Below are 18,775 nucleotides of genomic sequence, written 5' to 3'. Positions count from 1 at the left end.
TCCCCCATCACAGCCCTCAGTCGATCTTGCTTTTTTGCGCGTGTGGCGTGACACCAAAGCTTGACCGGTAAACCCTTGAGAAATGGCCAGGATTCTCGAACCCGCAGGCCATTGCGACCTCAGTGACAGACGCTTCGGTCTGCAACAGCAATTTCTGCGCCCGCTCCAGACGTAACTCCATGAAATACTTCTTGGGTGACGTGTTTAGGTATTTGCCAAACAGTCGCTCAAGCTGCCGGGTCGAAATGCCAAGGTCTTCGGCGATCTGCGATGGCGACACGGGGGCTTCGATACAGTCTCGCATGATGTGGATCGCCTTCGCCAAATGCGCGTTACGCATTCCGTTTCTGGATTGCAGCGACACACGCTGCTTCGCGGTGGCATTGCGCACGGCGTTGTAAACCATTTGGTCAGCAACCGCGATGGCCAGCTCTTCACCGTGGTCGCGTTCAATCAGGTGCAACATAAGGTCAGCGGTGGCCGTGCCGCCGGACGCGGTAATGTGCTTTTCATCCGCCACAAAAACACTGCGGACAAGGTTCACTTCGGGAAAGGCCTCCATGAAGGCGTCGTGATATTCCCAGTGAATTGCTGCCTGCATTCCGTCAAGAAACCCCGCCTCGGCCAGCAGCCACGCGCCGGAGCACAAGGCTCCGATCGGCGTGCCCCGCGCCCGCTCGCGGCGCAAGGTGGCCAGCAAAGGGCGTGTGACGTGGTTGCGCATATGGATGCCCGACAAGACGAAAAGCTGATCCGTTTTCGGAAGACTATCCAGCCCGCCATGCACCAATGTCACCAGTTCATTGGAACAGACCGCCCGTTCACCGTCTTCCGAGATCAGCGTCCAGTCGTAAAGTTGTTCCTCGCTGACCAGATTGGCGATCCGCAACGGCTCGACTGCGCACGAGAAAGCAAGATGCGAGAACTCCTCGATCAGGATGAAAGTGATGTGCCGGGTTTGGCGCATGGGGTGATCCGTTTGGCTGAGCATGTTTCATGCTGCACGATTCTTTTCTGTATACAACTTGTATTTTTTTCGAATACAGAAGGGAAGACCCAACACGAATCGTGTTTGACCAAGGGAAACCGGATGAAAGACGACGCCAAATCCCGCAAAGCGGAGCTGACCGAACATCTGAAGGTCGGCATCCTGACCCTGCGTTTGCAGCCCGGCACCGATCTGGACGAGGCGCATCTATCCGATGCCTTCGGCCTGTCCCGCACCCCTCTGCGCGAGGTGTTCCGGCAACTGGCAGGCGAAGGCTATCTGGATCTGCGCACCAACCGCTCTGCGCGGGTGTCCGAGATGTCATATACCACGCTGCGCGATTTCTTTCTGGCCGCGCCGATGGTTTATGGTGCCATTCTGCGGCTGGCTGCGCAGAACGCAACGCGAGCGCAGATCGACGCACTGAAAGACGCGCAGCAAGCGTTCAAAGCGGCCTTGCGCGCTGGGTCGGCCGAGGATCGCGCATTGGCCAACAACCGTTTCCACGACGTGACCGGAGAAATGTCGGACAATGTCTACCTTCTGCCCTCGTTCAACCGCCTGCTGATAGACCACGCCCGGATCGGGATGACCTTCTATCGGCCTCAAACGGCCAAGATGACCGAAAACCTGTCCGAAGCCAGTCGCCAGCACGACGCCATCATCGCCGCCATCGAAGCGGGCGATGACGCCGCGGCTGCGCAGTTGGCCGAGGACCACTGGAACCTGTCACGCGATCAGATCGAACTGTTCGTGATGCCTGACGCGCTGGATGTGCCGATGGGTGCCCCGCTTTCAAAACCTGCATGAGGATGCAATGAACCCGATTTTCAAGTTTGAGGGGATTTATACCCCCGTAGTCACGCCCCATCACGACGATGGGTCCGTGAATTGGGACGCACTGGCGCAGGTGATCGACTACCTGATCGAGAATGGCGTACATGGGCTGATCTCGGGCGGGTCCACCGGTGAGAACTATGCACAGACGGTCGATGAACGGCTGGAGCTGGCCCGCTTTACGCATCAGCAGTTGAAGGGCCGCCTGCCCTTGGTGGTCGGCACCGGCGCGATGCTGACGGCGGATTCGATCGCTCTGGCCTCGGGCGTGCGGGAAATCGGCGCGGATGCGATCTTGCTGGCCAGCCCGCCCTATGCGGTGCCCACCGACCGCGAAAACGCTCTGAACGCTCTGGCCATCGACAAGGCCGCCGACCTGCCGGTGATGTTGTACAACTATCCGCACCGCACAGGTACGATGATGGGAGAGGAGTTCCTTGACCGCATCGGGCGCAGCCGCAACTTCTGCGGCATCAAGGAAAGCTCGGGCGATATCAACCGTGTGCATCTGCTGGCGCGGGATTATCCGCATATCCAACTGGGCTGCGGCATGGATGATCAGGCGCTGGAGTTTTTTGCTTGGGGTGCGCCCTTCTGGGTCTGCGGTGGGTCGAACTTTTTGCCTGCTGAACACGTGGCGCTTTATCAGGCTTGTGTGGTCGAAGGGGATTTTGCCAAGGGCCGCCGGATCATGTCGGCGATGATGCCCTTGATGCGGGTGCTGGAACAGGGCGGCAAGTTCATCCAGACGATCAAGCACGGCGTGACCATGAACGGGATTGATGCGGGGGGGATGCGGCCTCCGTTGAAGGGGCTGAACAAGGATGACAAGCGCGCGCTGGAACAGGTGACGCGCGTGTTGAAGAAAACAATCGCTGACATCGTGGCGGAGGGATAAAGCATGGAACTGCTGACACAGGACGAATACACATCCATCGCCGCTGGTCTGGACCTGCCCACAGGGGCGTTCATTGACGGTGGCTACCGCCCCGCGATCTCGGGTCAGACGTTCGCAACGGTAAACCCCGCAACCGGAGAGAAATTGACCGATATCGCTGCCTGTGGCGCGGCGGATGTGGACTTTGCCGTTGAAAAGGCACGCGAGGCGTTTGACGATGGGCGCTGGTCGAAACTCCACCCATCCGAGCGCAAGGACGTTCTGATCCGTCTATGCAAGCTGATGACCCGCAACGCCCGCGAGTTGGCGGTGATGGAGAGCATCGACAGCGGCAAGACCATCTATGACTGCGAAACCGTGGACGTCCCCGAGACGATCCATTGCCTGAAATGGCATGCCGAGGCGATCGACAAAATCTATGATCAGGTCTCGCCTGCCAGCGACGATCATATCGCCATGGTGGTGCGCGAGCCGATTGGTGTGGTGGGGCTGGTGCTGCCGTGGAATTTCCCGCTGCTGATGCTGGCGTGGAAGATCGGGCCTGCTCTGGCGGCGGGCTGTTCCGTGGTGGTGAAACCAGCGGCTGAAACGACGCTGACCGCCCTGCGGATGGCGGAACTGGCGATGGAGGCCGGTTTGCCACGCGGCGTGCTGAATATCGTGCCCGGCGGCGGGGCCGAGGTGGGTGAACCCATCGGGCGGCATATGGATATCGACATGGTGTCCTTCACCGGCTCCACCACCACCGGCAAGAAGTTCCTGACCTATTCGGCGGAAAGCAACGCCAAAGAAGTGGTACTTGAGATGGGCGGGAAAAACCCCGCCATTGTGATGGAGGATGCCGAAAATCTGGACCGTGTGGCCGCGCATATCGTCAACGGCGCATTCTGGAACATGGGCGAGAACTGCTCGGCCTCGTCGCGCCTGATCGTGCATAAGGATGTGAAGGCCGAACTGCTGGAGCGGATCGCCCACCACGCGAAGCAATGGAACATTGGCGATCCGCTGAACCCCGAGACCCGCATGGGCGCACTGGTCAGCGAGGGGCATTTCACCAAGGTCAGCGGCTATCTGGAACAAGCCGAAAACGTGGTGATCGGCGGCACCGCCAAGGACGGGTTTGTCGAGGCCACGGTGGTTGAGGTCTCCGGTAACGACGCGGTGCTGGCACGCGAAGAGATCTTTGGACCCGTGCTGTCGCTGATCGAAGTGTCCGGTTTCGATGAGGCCATCAAGATCGCCAATGACACCGACTATGGCCTGTGCGCCTCGATCTTCACGGCCAACGCCAAACGCGCCATTCGTGGGGCGCGGGCGATCCGGGCCGGAACGGTCACGGTGAACAGTTTTGGCGAAGGCGACATCACCACGCCCTTCGGGGGCTACAAACAGTCGGGCTTTGGCGGGCGGGACAATTCGGTCCACGCGCATGATCAATATACCCAGCTCAAAACCATTTGGATTGATCTGGCCGATGACGCGGATGAGGCGGTGGATTGAGCAGCTACACCGCCCGAACCCTGCCCCTCCACCGCGGGCCAGCGGCCTGGAGCGCCATCCTTGGCGCACAGCCCCCAGCCTGCGAGTTGGAAGGCGATATCACGGCTGATTTCACCATTATCGGCGCGGGGTTTGCCGGGCTGTCGGCAGCCCGCCGTTTGATCCAACTACAACCAGATGCAAAGATCGTAGTGCTCGAAGCCGGGCGCGTGGCCGAAGGCGCGGCGGGGCGGAACTCGGGCTTCATGATCGACCTGCCGCATGATCTGGCCTCAGATGATTATGCGGGTGCGGGCGATGACCGGGCGATGATCGCCCTTAACCGGCAAGCCATAGCCTTTGCGCGCGAAGCGGTCGAGCAGTACCAGATCAACCCGAACTATTTCGACCCGGCGGGCAAGGTGAACGGCGCGGCCAGTGCAGCGGGTCACGCCCATAATGAAAGCTACGCAAAGCACCTGGCCAGTCTGGGTGAGACCGCCGAGGTGCTGGACCCCCAGCAGATGCATGAGTTAACGGGCTCGCGCCACTATCGGTCTGGCCTTTACACGCCGGGGACGGTGATGCTGCAGCCTGCGGGATACGTGCGCGGGTTGGCTGCCGGATTGATTAAGGACAGCGTAGCGCTGTTCGAGAATTCCGCCGTAACCGGCTTCGCAAAACAGGGCAGTGCGTGGCTGGTGCAAACGACGCGCGGCTCGGTCAGTACAGGTGCCGTGATCCTGACGGTGAATGGACATCTGGAAAGCTTCGGGATCGAAACCGACCGGCTGATGCAATTGTTCCTGTTCGCGGCCATGACACCCGAACTGGACGCGGATCAGATGGCTGTCATCGGCGGCCAGTCGCGCTGGGGTGTCACACCATCCGACCCGATGGGCACCACGATGCGGCGCATTGATACCGGTCAGGGCGGCAACCGGATCATCACCCGCACCTGCGCGGCGCTGCGCCCTGGAATGGCCGCCACTGCGCGCGATCTGAACCGGGCCGGGCGCGTCATGCAGCGCAAGTTCGATCAACGCTTTCCACAATTGGCGGGCCTGCAAATGCAATACCAATGGGCCGGTCATCTCTGCCTGAGCCTCAATGGTGTATCCGTCGCGCGTGAAATCGAACCGGGTGTCTTTTCCGGCTGCGTTCAAAACGGGCTGGGTACCGCCCGAGGGACTTTGACAGGTATCGCAGCAGCGGAACGCGCCTGCGGGCACAAATCCGACATCACCCGCCATTTCGAGGCCGAACAGCCCCCGAAACGCCTGCCGCCACAGCCCTTCCGCGAACTCGGTGCGAATGCCGTGTTGCGGTGGAAGGAATGGCGTGCGCGGGATGAATGATCAGGGCAAGCTGAGCTTTGCCATACGCCCCCCGTCAACCGTATAGACCTGACCGGTGATGAAACTGGCATCTTTGGAAGCGAGGAACGCCACCAACGCCGCGACCTCCTCGGGTTTGCCGGTGCGGTCGATAGGATGGATGCGCTTGATATCGTCCGCAAACCCTTCGGGATCAGGCATCGAGGCGATGAAATCCACGTTCAGCTCCGTGTCGATCCAGCCCGGAGCCACGGCATTGCAGCGGATGCCTTCGGCCCCGTGATCCACGGCAACCGCGCGGGTCAGCGCGTGCAGCCCTGCCTTGGATGCGCAATAGGCCGCATGGCCGGGATTGCTGCCCAACCCTTCGATGGACCCTATATTGACGATATTACCCCCTGCCCTGCGCAAATACGGCAGCGCGGCTTTGATCAACTGAAACGGGGCGGTCAGGTTGACCGTCAGAGTGCGCTGCCAATCGCCCAGGCTCATGTCTTCGACCGAGGCTTCCTGCATCATCCCGGCATTGTTGACCAGGATATCCAGCCGCCCTGCCCGGTCGATAACCTGATCGACCACCGACTGCGGGCTGTTGGGATCGCTGAAATCGGCCTCAATCCCGTTTTCATCCTCTCCGCGCTGCGCAGAAAACACCTGCGCGCCCTCATCCCGCAGGCGTTCGGCAATGGCACGGCCGATCCCGCTGCGCCCGCCTGTCACCAAGGCGGTTTGTCCTTCAAAACGGGTCATGCGACGGGTTTACCTCCGTTCACTTCTACCAACGCCCCGCACATATACCGCGCCGCGTCCGAGACCAGAAACATCACCACATCCGCGATATCCTCGGGTTCGGCAATTCGGCCCAACGGGACAGACTGGCCCAGTTCGGCCACCGCACTGTCCGGGTCGAAGCCACGCTTTTCAAACCCGGACCGCAACATTGGCGTGTTTACCTCATTCGGGCAGACGGCATTGATGCGGATACCCTGATGCGCGTGGTCCATCCCCATACATTGGGTCAATGAGGCAATGGCCGCTTTGGTCATGCAATAGACTGCATGGTTGGGACCGGGGCGCAGGCCCCAGCAGGATGCGGTGTTGACGATGGCCCCACCCCCTGCGGCGGCCATGATCGGAATCGCGGCGCGGCAGATGCGGAACGGGGCCTCGACATTCACGCCCAGTGACAGGGACCAATCCTGATCCGAGGTCTCGGCAACCGAGCCGCGGGTGATGACACCTGCATTGTTGATCACGATGTCCAGACCGCCCAACAATTCAAAGGCGCTTTGCGGCAGAGCGTCGGTATAGGCTGCGTCCAGCAGGTCGCCGGGCAAATGGGCCTCGGCTGTGATTTCGGCTAGGTCACGGTCAGCCACGGCGACCCGCGCCCCAGCAGTGCGCAGGCGCCTAACGATGGCGGCTCCGATCCCGCCTGCGGCCCCGGTCACAAGGGCGGTTTTTCCTGTCAGATCCATAGTACCTCTGATTTGAAAAAGCCCGCCCGAGAGGACGGGCGGGTGAGTTTCGGGGGAAATGACCTTAGTAGCTTTGGTTCAATTCGTCGGCGGCAGGGATTTCCCGCTCGCGGCGGGCGATATAGTCCAGCAAAGCCTCATTCTTGGCCTCGTCCAGCTTGGGTTCCTGGTACTCGGCCAGCAGGGTTTTGGCGCGGGTCAGGGCGCGTTCGGTGATCTCGACACTACCTTCGGCCTGCCACTGCTCGATCGAGTTGTTGTCGAACAGTTCCGGCATGAAAAAGGCGCTTTGGAAATTGTCCTGCGTGTGTGGGTGGCCCAGATAGTGCCCGCCGGGGCCGACATCAGGCACGGCGGCAAGCGCCTGATCGAAATCACCCCATTTCGGCCCCTCGGCCATGCGGTACGCCATAGCGCATTGTTCGGCGTCAACGATGAACTTGGCGACGGAACAGTGCATCCCGGCTTCATTCCACCCCGCGCTATGCCAGATATAGTTGGCACCCGCATGCATCACCGCCTGCAAGGTGGTGGCAGATTCGTACCCGGCCTGCGCATCAAAGGTCTTGGCACCGCCCAGCGTGTTCGAGGTGCGCCATGGCACGCCGTAATGCCGCGCCATCTGGCCGATCATGAAGTTCATCAGGCTGATCTCTGGCGTCCCGGCCATCGGCGCGCCGGATTTCATCGAGACGGTCGACAGGTAATGCCCATAGATTGCGGGTGCGCCCTTGCGGATGACCTGCGTATAGGCCAGCGCACTCAGCGCCTCGGCGTTCAACTGCGCGACCGTGGCGGGCACGGATGCAGGCGTGTTTGCCCCGCCCAGCACGAAGGGCGAACACAGCACCGGCTGATTGCGGCGACAGAAGGCCCGCATCGCGCCCAGCATCGTCTCATCCCAGACCAGCGGCGAGTTGCCGTTGCAATTGCCGGTCGTGACGGGGTGTTCCTCAAGAAAATCCTCGCTGAACAGGATGGCGCACATCTCCAACACATCCTCGGCGTTCTTGGGACTGGTGGTCATGCCCATGAAGGTCTTGTCCGAGTGTTTCATCGACGAATAGGTAATCCGCAAATGGCGCTGGCTGATCGGGTGATCATAGGGTTCGACGATGTGATGCGCGCTGGAATGCAGCGCGGGCAGCATGTGCGACAGCTTGTGAAACATGGCCAGATCGTCCAGCGTCGGGTTGCGGCGCACATCGTCCAGATCGCGCAGAAAGGGCGCGCCGGTCATGGGCACAAAAATCGAATGCGGCCCGCCCAGTCGCACGTTCTTTTTCGGATCGCGCGCGTGATAGGTAAAATCGCTGGGAATGGTCGCGATCAACTCGCGTACAAGACCACGATCCAGATAGACAAGCTCGCCCTCGACCTTGGCCCCGACTTTCTTCCAGTCCTCCAGCGCGATGGGGTCACGGAACTGAACGCCGACATTTTCGAGAATATCCATCGAGGCGTTGTCGATACGTTCGACCTGTGCACCGTCCATCACCTCACACAAGGGGATACCACGGGTCAGGCCGGGCAGCATGTCGAAGTTGGGCGCAGTGCGCAGGGCGCGGCGGGCAGAACGGCCTCCGGCACGGGTGTTGGTGCGAATGTTCATTGGGCAATCCTCCGATCTTGTCTGTCAGATTGGGGGATTCGGGTGCGGCGCACCTCACTGTTTGCGATATCTGTTTGCAGGAAGCGACACGGCGCTAAAACGAAAAACGCCGCCCCGATGGGGGGCGGCGTCAATCTCAAAGCGTTCAGGACAGCTTATTCAGCGGCCTGAGTCGCGCCGTGCTTGTCACGCTGACCGTCACGGAACAGCGCCTTTGCAAGCGAGATACACATCAGGCCCATCACTGCAGTAAACGGCAGCGCCCCGATGATCATCGCGTTGCGCAAGGCATCCATCGGGTTGTTCTCACCAGCGGCCAGGATCAGCGCACCGATTACAGCCGTCAGGATAACACCCCAGATGATCCGGTGCTTGATACCGGTTTCCTGGCTACCGCCGGACATGATGGTGTTCATCACCAGAATGCCCGAGTCCGCCGAGGTCACCAGGAAGGTCATGATCAGGATCACGCACATGACGTTCAGCATGGACAGCAGCCCACCGTCGATCATGTAGGACAGGGTCACGAACAGCTTGCTTGTGTTCGAGGCTCCGATGATCGCGCCTTCTGCGGCACCGGCCAGTTCCAGATCAATCGCGGTACCACCCAGAACGGTCATCCAGGCAAAGCACACCAGCGCCGGTGCGAACACGCAGCCCAGGATGAACTCACGAACCGAGCGACCCTTGGAGATGCGCGCCAAGAACAGACCCACGAAGGGCGAGAACGCGATCCACCAGGCCCAGTAGAAGGTGGTCCAGCCTGCCTGCCAGCCGAACTGACGGCCTTGCTCACCCGCAGCATAGGCTGCAGCCAAAGTCGCCTCGTCCAGCTCGGCCGCTGCGCCTTCCAGACCGCTCTTGAAGCCATCAAAGCTGCCCCAAGCATTGGTTGCGCCACCCATCAGATCAGCCGCATGCGCCTGCGCCTCGGCAGGAAGTGCCGCCGCGAATGCTTCGGCCGACAGCGGACCGTAAGCGTTAAAGCTCAGCGAGATGAAGTGCAGGATGTAGTCAATCATCGCCGAGCCATAGGTGGTCATGGCAAAGACGAAGGATCCGAACACAACGAAGGTGCCCAGCAGGATGATCGACAGAACCAGGTTCAGGTTCGACAGGTACTTAACACCACGGCCAACACCCGAAACCGCCGAGATGATCGACAGGCCCATGATGACCACCAGACCCGAGATCAGGCCCACTTTGCTGGGGGTCGGAACCTCGCCGCCCAGATCCATGATCCACCCCATGCCGGTGATGGCATAGAGACCGTCAATGAACTGGCTAACACCATAACCGATGGTCACGGACACGCCGAGGATCGTTGCAACAACGCCCAGAACATCGACCACGTGGCCGAAGAAGCCGTTGACGAAACGACCGAACAGCGGAGTCAGCGCCGAACGAATGGTCAGAGGCATACCGCGCGTATAGGCGTAATAGGCCAGCGACAGACCGGTCACCACGTAGATCGCCCAGGCATGGAAGCCATAGTGCAGATACGTAAAGCGATAGGCCGACTGCAGCGCATCGGGCGAGTTCCCCTCGACGGCGCCGGACACGACAACGGGGTTCGATCCCCACAGACCCAGCGGTTCAGCCGTTGCGAAAACCATCAGGCCCACGCCCAGACCAGCACCGAACATCATCGAGAACCACGAGAAATTCGAGAATTCAGGCTTTTCGCCTGGCTGACCCATTACGCGGCGACCCGTTGAGGGAATGAACGCGACAGCTGCGAGGAAGAAGAAGAAGAAGCCGACAATAACGATGTAGAAGCTGTTGAAAACTTCAAGCAACTTACCGTTCAAGCTGCCCAGAGTGCTGTTGGCGTTGGCGGGGAATACAAGCGCCCACAGAACCAGACCGACCATGATGGCCTTACTGATAAGCGCAATAGGGACGCTGTAGTTTTCATAGAAACCGGCATCTGCCGTTTCTATCTCAACGTCCGTAAAGGGTTCGGGTATCGACATGCTTTCCTCCGTGTTGTCGTTCGAATTTGGTAGCGATGGCTAAGATTGGTCTTGGCTTGTTTCGGATAATCAATCTTTGCATCTGTGTGCGATATCGACGGATCTGGTCTTGTCTATCCAGACAATGTCAGATCCGGATGTCCTGTCATTTTGCGGTTCCGTTTCGAGGTGACCGAGGTTGGGTTGCAAAAAACTCAACACAGCCCACCCTTGGACCGTCTGCAATCCTGTCCCTTGAGGTTGTGTTCCGCGTGTCCATCAATGTCCCTCTTTGCTTGTTACTTACGTCAGCTTGGGTCGTCGATCTGCGGCAGCACCGTCTTGCATCTTTAGGACAGAAGCCCCAAATGGCCTACTGGACACGACAATTATTGGTGAGGCTGACTATAGTGTCGTCACCGCTGGAATTCGGTCAGAACCGACACATTGGTCAAATTTGGCGACATTGACCGTAAACGTGAACTCAGAAAACACCAAATCTTAAATGCTTACTGGCTTTCACCTGCAACAAAACTAATACTAGAGTGAATGAAATTAATCCCAAAACTGACGACGATTCCCAACCATCATGTCCAGACGCCACTATAACCTTCCGCCCCTGACCACCTTATCCGCGTTCGAAGCCGCGGCGCGGCACCTCAGCTTCAAGAACGCGGCCGAGGAACTTTCCGTCACCCCCGGCGCCGTCAGCCACCAGATCAAGGCGCTTGAGGGCGACCTGGACACGGCCCTGTTTCAGCGAAAGCACCGGGGCGTTGATCTGACCGAAGATGGCAAAGCCTTGTACGAGGCGCTGTCGTCCTCTTTCGCCCGTATCTCGAAAACACTGGGCACCATCCGGGATCGCGCCTCGGTCGGGAAGGTCACGGTGGGGTCAACGACGGCCGTTGCCGCCCTTTGGTTGTCCCCCGCTGTCATCCGGTTCTGGCGCGACATGCCCGAGGTCAATGTTGATCAGTTGTCTCAGGACCGCGCATTTCGCGATCGGCCGGATGTAGACTTCTTCATCCGCTATGGCCGTGACAGCGACCCCGGCCTTTCGAACACGCCATTGTTCCGCGATCATCTGGTGCCGGTGGCCAGCCCCGACGTCGCTGAAAGGCTGACCGGAGCCAGCTTGGAGGAACTCGCATCCCAGCGATTGATTCACCTTGAGTCGGAAGACCGTAGCTGGACGACCTGGCCCGAATGGTTTCAGCAATTGGGGTATAACGGCACAATTCCGATTGAATCCCGCGTGAACAGCTATTCGGTCGCCCTGCAGCTTGCCCGCAAGGGGGCTGGGTTGGCGCTGGGATGGCAGCGCCTTATCCAGCCGATGCTGCAATCGGGCAAGCTGGTCGCCATCGGCCCTCATCAACTGACCGCGCCGAACCAGTTCTACCTCGTCGGCCGCCCCGACGAAGACCTGTCCGACAGCGCACGCGCCCTGAAAAACTGGATCATTCAAGAGGTTCAAGACGGCTCGGTTTAGGTGAAGTCACTCTCTGATGAGGTTTTCTGATATTGAGAGGGGCCCTGCCCTTCCGCCAATACAGATCAAACGCATCCAGCACCACCTTCAGGAGAGCCCGATGAACAAGCATAGCCCGCTGTCCTCCGTTCTGGCCGATGTGAACGTCGCCAACGGTCTGCCCAACGAACATTATGTCGACCCGACTGTCTTTGCCGAGGAGCGGAAGTCGGTCCTTTATGCAAACTGGTCCGGGATCGGGTTCGGCAAGGATGTGCCCGAAGAAGGCGACGCCAAGCCGGTCGACTTTCTGGGAATGCCCCTGCTGATCGTGCGTGACCGCGACGGAGAGGTCGGCGTTTTCCAGAACACCTGCCGCCACCGCGGTATGATCCTTGTAGATACGCCGCGCAAGATCGGCGGCGCGATCCGCTGCCCCTACCATAGCTGGTGCTACAGCCTGAAAGGAGAGCTGCGCGCAACCCCGCATGTGGGCGGCCCCGGCCACAACACCCACGAAGACGTTGACCGCAAGGATCTGGGTCTGGTCCGGGTCCGATCCTATGTCTGGCGCGACGTGATCTTTGTGAACGTGGATGGCAACGCCCCAGCGTTCGAAGATGCCCATGCCGCCCTGCTGGAGCGTTGGAAGGAATTTGACCAGCCTGTGTTTCACGGCGGCGAGACGTCTTCGTTCAAACTGGAGGTCAAGACCAACTGGAAACTGGCGGTCGAGAATTATTGCGAAAGCTATCACCTGCCCTGGGTCCATCCCGGCCTGAACAGCTATTCCCGGCTAGAAGATCACTACAACATCGAAGAACGCGGGCATTATTCCGGTCAGGGCACGCTGGTCTATCGTCAGTTGACCGATCAGGACGGCGCGACCTTTGAAGATTTTGACGGCCTCAGCGACAAGTGGAACGAAGGCGCGGAATATGTGGCGCTCTATCCGAATGTCCTGCTGGGCGTTCAGCGCGACCACGCCTTCGCAATCGTGCTGGAACCGGTCGATCAGGAAAACACGGTTGAGCATATCGAACTGTATTATGCGAAAAGTGTCGAGGACACGCCCCAGCATGACGGGTTGCGCGCCTCAAACGCGCAACTCTGGAAGACAGTGTTTGAAGAAGACGTCTTTGTTGTCGAAGGCATGCAGAAAGGCCGCCACGGTGTCCTGTTCGATGGCGGACGTTTCTCGCCTGCGATGGACGGGCCGACGCATAACTTCCATCACTGGGTGGCGACGCAGATCGAAAACGGTCGCGAGGAATAGAACCACGAACCGGTCGGCCTGCGCCGACCGTTCCCGGCGGAGGCCCAATGGACAAGACAGATTTGGATCGTCTGTTGCTTGAGGCGCATGATCGCAACGATCATGACGCCTTGATCCGCTATTATACTATGGCCGCTGACGAGCGTGAGGCTGCGCAGGATGTCGACGCGGCTTGCTTCTATCTGACCCATGCTTTTGTTTTTGCTCTGGAATCCGGCGCACCCGAAGCGGAACCTCTGAATGCGCGATTGGCCACTTATGGGCGCGCGCATCGGTTGGAATTCTGAGATTAGCTTCGCGTTAAACCTGCTCAACCCAGCATGAGAATTATGTCCGTTGCCCGGTCTGCGCCGATGGTGACAGAAAGCGCGAGGAACCCAACTTTGATACGGCAGGCTCATGAAAACGAATGCACAGGCGGTGGTGATTGGCGGCGGGGTGATCGGGTGCTCGATCCTCTATCATCTGACCAAACTGGGATGGTCGGACGTTGTGCTGCTGGAACGGGATGAGCTGACCTCGGGCTCGACCTGGCATGCGGCGGCAAACATCCACGGGCTGCATGACAGCACTAATATCAGCCGCATTCAACACTATACGATGACCTTGTATAAAGAGCTTGAGGCCGAGACCGGCCAAAGCTGTGGCGTGTTCCAGCCCGGCTCGCTTTATCTGGCGCAGACCGAGGAACGCGAGCATCAACTGCGTCTGCAGGCAGCCAAGGCCAAGCTCTATGGCATGAATTTCTATGAGATCAGCATAGAAGAGGCACAGCGCCTGAACCCGCTGGTCAATTATGACGGCATCCGCTGCGTCATGTTTGAACCCGATGGCGGTAATGTGGACCCCTCGGGCGTGACCAACGCCTATGCGGTGGGTGCACGCCAGCGCGGGGCCGAAATTCACCGCTTTACCCCCGTCACGGCAACGGATCAGCAAGAGGACGGCACGTGGATCGTGCGCACACCAAAGGGTGACATTCGCACGCCGTGGGTGGTGAATGCAGCCGGTCTGTGGGGCCGCGAAGTGGCCAAGCTCGCGGGGATTGAGCTGCCCCTGCAACCGACCGAGCACCAGTATTTCGTGACCGAAGCGATGCCGGATGTTCAGGCGCATGGCACCCGCCTGCCCTCGGTCAGTGACCGCGATGGAGAGTATTATCTGCGTCAGGAAGGAAACGGCCTGCTGGTCGGCGCCTATGAGAAAGACATGAAGTTCTGGGCCGAAGACGGCACGCCGCTGGATTTCGCCCATGACCTGTTCCCCGACGATCTGGAGCGGATCGAAGAAAACATGATGAACGCCATCGAGCGCCTGCCCGCCGTGGGCGAGGCCGGGATCAAGCGCGTCATCAACGGCCCGATGATCTGGTCGCCGGACAGCAACGTGCTGATGGGTCCGGTGCCCGAGGTAGATGGCTATTTCTGCTGCAACGGCATCATCCCCGGATTCTCGCAATCGGGCGGCATGGGTCTGATGGCGGCACAATGGATCATCGAAGGTGAAACCCAATACGACATGTTCGCCTGGGACATGGCCCGCTTCGATACATGGGCCACGAAGGACTTCACCAAGGCCCGCGTGCAGGACCAATATGCACACCGCTTTGCAATCCACTTTCCGAACGAGGAACGCAGCGCCGGACGTCCGGCCCGCACGCGACCCATCTATGACCGGCAGGCGCAGATGGGGGCCGTATTCGGCCTGAACGCCGGATGGGAGCACCCGCTGTGGTTCGCCGCAACGCCGGGGGCCACCGACACCAACGGCTTTACCCGGCAGAACTGGTGGGGGTCCGTGGGTGAAGAATGCCGGATGCTGCGTGACTGGGCCGGGATCATCGACATCTCGAACTTTGCCAAATACGTCTGCCGTGGACCGGGGGCCGAGGCGTGGCTGAATGCCGTTTTCGCCAACAAAATGCCAAAGGCGGTTGGCCGGTCCTGCCTGACGCCTCTGATCTCGAAACGCGGCGGGATTGCGGGGGACTTCACCGTGACTCGTGTGGCCGAAGATGAGTTCTGGATCATCGGATCCGGTATGGCCGAGCGGTATCACAAGAGGTTTTTCAAACAGGTCCCTCTGCCGGACGGTACGGTATTCGAAAGCAAGACCGAAACGATGTGCGGCTTTAACGTCGCAGGCCCAAAATCGCGCGAGATTCTGCAACAGCTGACCAACACCTCTCTGACAACCGATAATTTCCCCTTCATGCGATCGGCCAGACTCGAGCTGGCCGGGATCGACGTATTGGCCCTCCGCGTGTCCTTCACCGGTGATCTGGGGTGGGAGCTCCACTGCGCGACCGAGGATCAGGCACGGCTCTATGACGCTTTGCTTGAGGCTGGCAAGGAGTTTGGCGCAGGTCCAGTGGGCAGCCGGGCGCTGATGTCACTGAGGGTTGAAAAATGCTACGGCTCGTGGAGCCGGGAATACAGCCCCGAATACTGGCCGCAGGAGGTTGGGTTGGATCGCTTGTGCAAATTCGACAAGGATTTCCTGAACAAGGAAGCCGCGCAGAAGGTTCTGGAAAACCCTGCTCGCGAACAGCTGGTCTTGCTGCATCTGGACGAATCCGATGTGACGGCGTCCAACGCTGACGCAACCGGTGGTGAGCCAATCTTCAAAGACGGCGAAGGCATCGGTCGTGTAACGTCGGGCAGCTATGGCTACACGGTCGACATGTCGCTGGCGCTTGGGTATGTCAAAAACGCCCAGCCCGGCGATGAGGTCGAGGTGATGGTGCTGGGCCGCCCGCACAAGGCCACCATCCTGCATGAGCCGCCCTTTGACCCGAAAGGTAAGAAACTGCGCGCCTGATCAAACCGTGATCAGCACCTGACCTAACGGGACCCTATCCACGCGCCTGCTCAGTTTATATCCTGAACGCACCACCACGGTCGCTTTGGGAGGGGCGAACGCATGGAACATGAAACGGACATGCTGATCGTCGGCGCCGGGTTCTCGGGGCTGATCATGGCGATCGAGGCGCGAAAACGCGGGATCACCGATATCGCGATCCTTGAAAAGGCCAGCGATATCGGCGGGACATGGCGCGAAAACACCTATCCCGGCGTGGCCTGTGACGTGCCTTCGCACCTTTATTCCATGGCCACGCATCTGAACCCCGACTGGAGCCGCGCCTATGCGGGCGGGGCCGAGATACAGGCGTATCTGCAAAAGGTCGCACAGGACGAAGGGCTTTACGACCTGTGCCATTTCCACCAGCGCCTGAAAGCGGCGCGGTGGGACGGGGCGCGTTGGCAGGTCGAAACCCACGAGGGACAGCGCTGGTCGGCTCGGTTTCTTGTGTCCGCAATAGGCGCCCTGCATATCCCCAGCATTCCAGACATTCCCGGCGCAGACAGTTTTCCCGGCCTCAGCTTTCACTCTGCCACGTGGAATCACGATGTTCCTCTTGCAGGCAAACGTATCGCGGTCGTGGGAACTGGCGCTTCGTCCGTTCAGTTCGTCCCTGAAATCGCGAAAATGGCGGGCCAAGTCACGATCTTTCAGCGCAGCGCGCCCTATGTGCTGCCCCGCCCCGATGGACCCATCGCGCCTTGGGTGCGTCGGCTATATCAACTTCTGCCCATATTGCCCCGGCTTCGCCGCAAACTGATCTACCTGGTTTTCGAATACCGCCACCGGGTCTTTCGCGGCGACAAGGGGGCCGTTAACTTTGCCATGAAGATGTGGCGTAATTCGCTGGAAAAAGCGATCTCGGACCCGACCCAACGCGACATGCTGACGCCCGACTATCAGATCGGCTGCAAACGTATCCTAAGCTCCAACGACTGGTACCCTGCCCTTGCGCGCGACAACGTAACGGTCGTGCCACAAGGCGTGGCCGCAATCGAGGGCGATCAGATCATCGCCGCTGACGGCATGCGAACTCAGGCCGATATCCTGATCTGGGGCACCGGGTTCAATGTCACGGAAACGGTCGAATTTCTGGATATCACCGGAACAAACGGCCTGAGTTTGCGGAAGGCGTGGTCTGATGGGATGAAGGCCAATCTGGGCACCGCAATCGCCGGATTTCCGAACTTCTTCATTCTGTTGGGCCCCCACACCGGGCTGGGTCATAACTCGGTCGTTCTGATGATCGAGGCGCAGGTGCGTCATATCGGGCGCGTATTGGATGAAATGAACAGCAAGGGCACCCGGACCATCACCCCGGTTGCTGAAAAACAGGCGGCCTTCTTGCAGGAAATGCAGGACCGGCACGTGGACAGTGTCTGGCAGGCCGGAGGGTGTACCTCGTGGTATCAGGATGCCGATGGCCGCAACACCACCCTTTGGCCCGGCACCGTTTCAGAATATGAAAAGCGCATGGCGCAGTCCGGGCTCGAGCAATACTCGGTCGTCCTGACCCAAAGTGGAGAGCGTTGAGATGACCACCTTATTGATTATCGTTCTTTTGATCGCCGTATTTTTCGGAGCCATGAACCTCTGGACCCGAAAGCTGACTCAGGACGGCTTGAAGCAGGTTCCGCAACTGGGTCAGATCACCCCGGTACGCGGCGGCAGTATTCACTATGTCGAAGCAGGCGACCCAGCGAAACAGACCATCGTGATGATCCACGGCCTGGCCGGGCAGTTGCAGCATTTCACCTATGCCATGGTCGATATGATGGCGGATGATTACCACGTCATCGCAGTCGACCGCCCCGGCTGTGGGTATTCGACGCGCGATACAAGCGATCTGGGTCAACTGCACGAACAGGGCCGGATGATACAAGAGGTGCTGGATGCCAAGGGCGTGGATAATGCCGTCTTGGTGGGGCATTCGCTGGGCGGAGCCGTCTCACTGGCGATGGCGCTGGACAATCCGGACAAGATAAAGGCACTGGCGTTACTGGCCCCGTTGACTCAGGTCATGCAGGGTCCGCCGGACGTTTTCAAACCACTGGCGATCCGAACAGAATGGCTGCGCAGTTTTATCGGAAACACGATTGCAGTGCCGATGGCCGCCAAGACTGCCCCTCATACTCTGGGCATCGTGTTCGGCCCCGAACCAGCGCCCGAAGATTTTCTCGATCGTGCAGGGGGGGCCTTGGGTCTGCGCCCGACGGCTTTTGTCACCGCGTCACAGGATGTTGCGGGCATTGAAGACAGCATGGACGCGCAGGCCGCGCGTTACGCAGACCTGAAAGTCCCCGGCGGCATCCTGTACGGCCAAGAAGACGCCATCTTGTCCCCCGAAGCACATGCCGCGCCCATGACGCAGTTCGGCCTGACCGATGAACGGCTTGAGGGGCTGGGACATATGATACCGATCACGGCCCCCGACACCTGCGTCGCTTTTATCCGCCGCGTCGCAGAGGCCGCAGGCACCACAGATAAGACGGGCTGAAGCAGCGCCAAAAAGAATCCCGGTTTGGGGGTCATTTCCCTCTTGACCCTCTCGGGCCCCTCCCTTAAATCGCCTCTCACTC

The 18,775-nt window shown here is 59.7% G+C and carries 15 protein-coding genes; 10 read left to right on the top strand and 5 right to left on the bottom strand.

What is annotated here, in order from left to right; all coding sequences use genetic code 11:
- Nucleotides 1–16 precede the first annotated feature (16 nt).
- The gene (locus tag ACR0MS_RS13600) at nucleotides 17–967 is read right to left on the bottom strand and encodes a GlxA family transcriptional regulator (RefSeq protein ID WP_480573722.1); all 951 of its coding nucleotides are present in this window, start codon (nucleotides 965–967) and stop codon (nucleotides 17–19) included.
- Between the two features lie 123 nt (nucleotides 968–1,090).
- On the opposite strand from ACR0MS_RS13600, the gene ACR0MS_RS13595 reads away from it, so the two are divergent.
- From ACR0MS_RS13595 to ACR0MS_RS13580, 4 genes are read left to right on the top strand one after another with little or no spacing between them, the layout of a single operon-like run.
- On the top strand, nucleotides 1,091–1,798 hold the full coding sequence (locus ACR0MS_RS13595) for a GntR family transcriptional regulator (protein WP_480573719.1): 708 nt from the start codon (nucleotides 1,091–1,093) through the stop codon (nucleotides 1,796–1,798).
- Nucleotides 1,799–1,805: 7 nt separating this feature from the next.
- A complete protein-coding gene (locus tag ACR0MS_RS13590) occupies nucleotides 1,806–2,723 on the top strand; it encodes a dihydrodipicolinate synthase family protein (protein WP_480573716.1) in 918 nt (305 codons plus the stop codon).
- A 3-nt stretch (nucleotides 2,724–2,726) separates the two neighbouring features.
- Nucleotides 2,727–4,223: an aldehyde dehydrogenase gene (locus tag ACR0MS_RS13585; protein ID WP_480573713.1), complete on the top strand. Its 1,497-nt coding sequence runs from the start codon at nucleotides 2,727–2,729 to the stop codon at nucleotides 4,221–4,223.
- Complete coding sequence (locus tag ACR0MS_RS13580) at nucleotides 4,220–5,560, top strand: NAD(P)/FAD-dependent oxidoreductase (RefSeq protein ID WP_480573710.1); 1,341 nt, start codon at nucleotides 4,220–4,222, stop codon at nucleotides 5,558–5,560. Before ACR0MS_RS13585 ends, ACR0MS_RS13580 begins: the two co-directional genes overlap by 4 nt.
- Here the strand turns inward: ACR0MS_RS13580 and ACR0MS_RS13575 are convergent, their stop codons facing one another.
- The 4 genes from ACR0MS_RS13575 to ACR0MS_RS13560 form a co-directional block, all read right to left on the bottom strand.
- The gene (locus ACR0MS_RS13575; protein WP_480573707.1) at nucleotides 5,561–6,289 is read right to left on the bottom strand and encodes an SDR family NAD(P)-dependent oxidoreductase; all 729 of its coding nucleotides are present in this window, start codon (nucleotides 6,287–6,289) and stop codon (nucleotides 5,561–5,563) included.
- Nucleotides 6,286–7,017, bottom strand: a complete 732-nt coding sequence (locus ACR0MS_RS13570) for an SDR family NAD(P)-dependent oxidoreductase (RefSeq protein ID WP_480573704.1) — start codon at nucleotides 7,015–7,017, stop codon at nucleotides 6,286–6,288. Before ACR0MS_RS13570 ends, ACR0MS_RS13575 begins: the two co-directional genes overlap by 4 nt.
- A gap of 64 nt (nucleotides 7,018–7,081) precedes the next feature.
- The gene (locus ACR0MS_RS13565; RefSeq protein WP_480573700.1) at nucleotides 7,082–8,629 is read right to left on the bottom strand and encodes a trimethylamine methyltransferase family protein; all 1,548 of its coding nucleotides are present in this window, start codon (nucleotides 8,627–8,629) and stop codon (nucleotides 7,082–7,084) included.
- Nucleotides 8,630–8,784: 155 nt separating this feature from the next.
- Nucleotides 8,785–10,605, bottom strand: coding sequence for a BCCT family transporter (locus ACR0MS_RS13560; RefSeq protein ID WP_480573697.1), 1,821 nt, complete (start codon nucleotides 10,603–10,605; stop codon nucleotides 8,785–8,787).
- Between the two features lie 568 nt (nucleotides 10,606–11,173).
- Between ACR0MS_RS13560 and ACR0MS_RS13555 the strand changes: the two genes are divergently transcribed.
- The 6 genes from ACR0MS_RS13555 to ACR0MS_RS13530 all read left to right on the top strand — a co-directional run bounded on the left by ACR0MS_RS13555 (nucleotide 11,174) and on the right by ACR0MS_RS13530 (nucleotide 18,693).
- Entirely contained in the window at nucleotides 11,174–12,079 is a 906-nt protein-coding gene (locus ACR0MS_RS13555) for a LysR substrate-binding domain-containing protein (RefSeq protein WP_480573694.1), read from the top strand.
- 100 nt (nucleotides 12,080–12,179) lie between these two features.
- Complete coding sequence (locus ACR0MS_RS13550) at nucleotides 12,180–13,334, top strand: aromatic ring-hydroxylating oxygenase subunit alpha (protein WP_480573691.1); 1,155 nt, start codon at nucleotides 12,180–12,182, stop codon at nucleotides 13,332–13,334.
- Between the two features lie 47 nt (nucleotides 13,335–13,381).
- Entirely contained in the window at nucleotides 13,382–13,621 is a 240-nt protein-coding gene (locus tag ACR0MS_RS13545) for a hypothetical protein (RefSeq protein WP_480573688.1), read from the top strand.
- A gap of 112 nt (nucleotides 13,622–13,733) precedes the next feature.
- Entirely contained in the window at nucleotides 13,734–16,154 is a 2,421-nt protein-coding gene (locus tag ACR0MS_RS13540; RefSeq protein WP_480573685.1) for a GcvT family protein, read from the top strand.
- 102 nt (nucleotides 16,155–16,256) lie between these two features.
- On the top strand, nucleotides 16,257–17,729 hold the full coding sequence (locus ACR0MS_RS13535; protein WP_480573683.1) for a flavin-containing monooxygenase: 1,473 nt from the start codon (nucleotides 16,257–16,259) through the stop codon (nucleotides 17,727–17,729).
- 1 nt (nucleotide 17,730) lies between these two features.
- Complete coding sequence (locus ACR0MS_RS13530) at nucleotides 17,731–18,693, top strand: alpha/beta fold hydrolase (protein WP_480573680.1); 963 nt, start codon at nucleotides 17,731–17,733, stop codon at nucleotides 18,691–18,693.
- Nucleotides 18,694–18,775 lie beyond the last annotated feature (82 nt).

It is taken from the genome of Ruegeria sp. CJ2 (genome assembly GCF_056536745.1).
The sequence above is the reverse complement of the archived record's forward strand: the minus strand, read 5'-3'. Positions and strand labels throughout refer to the sequence as shown.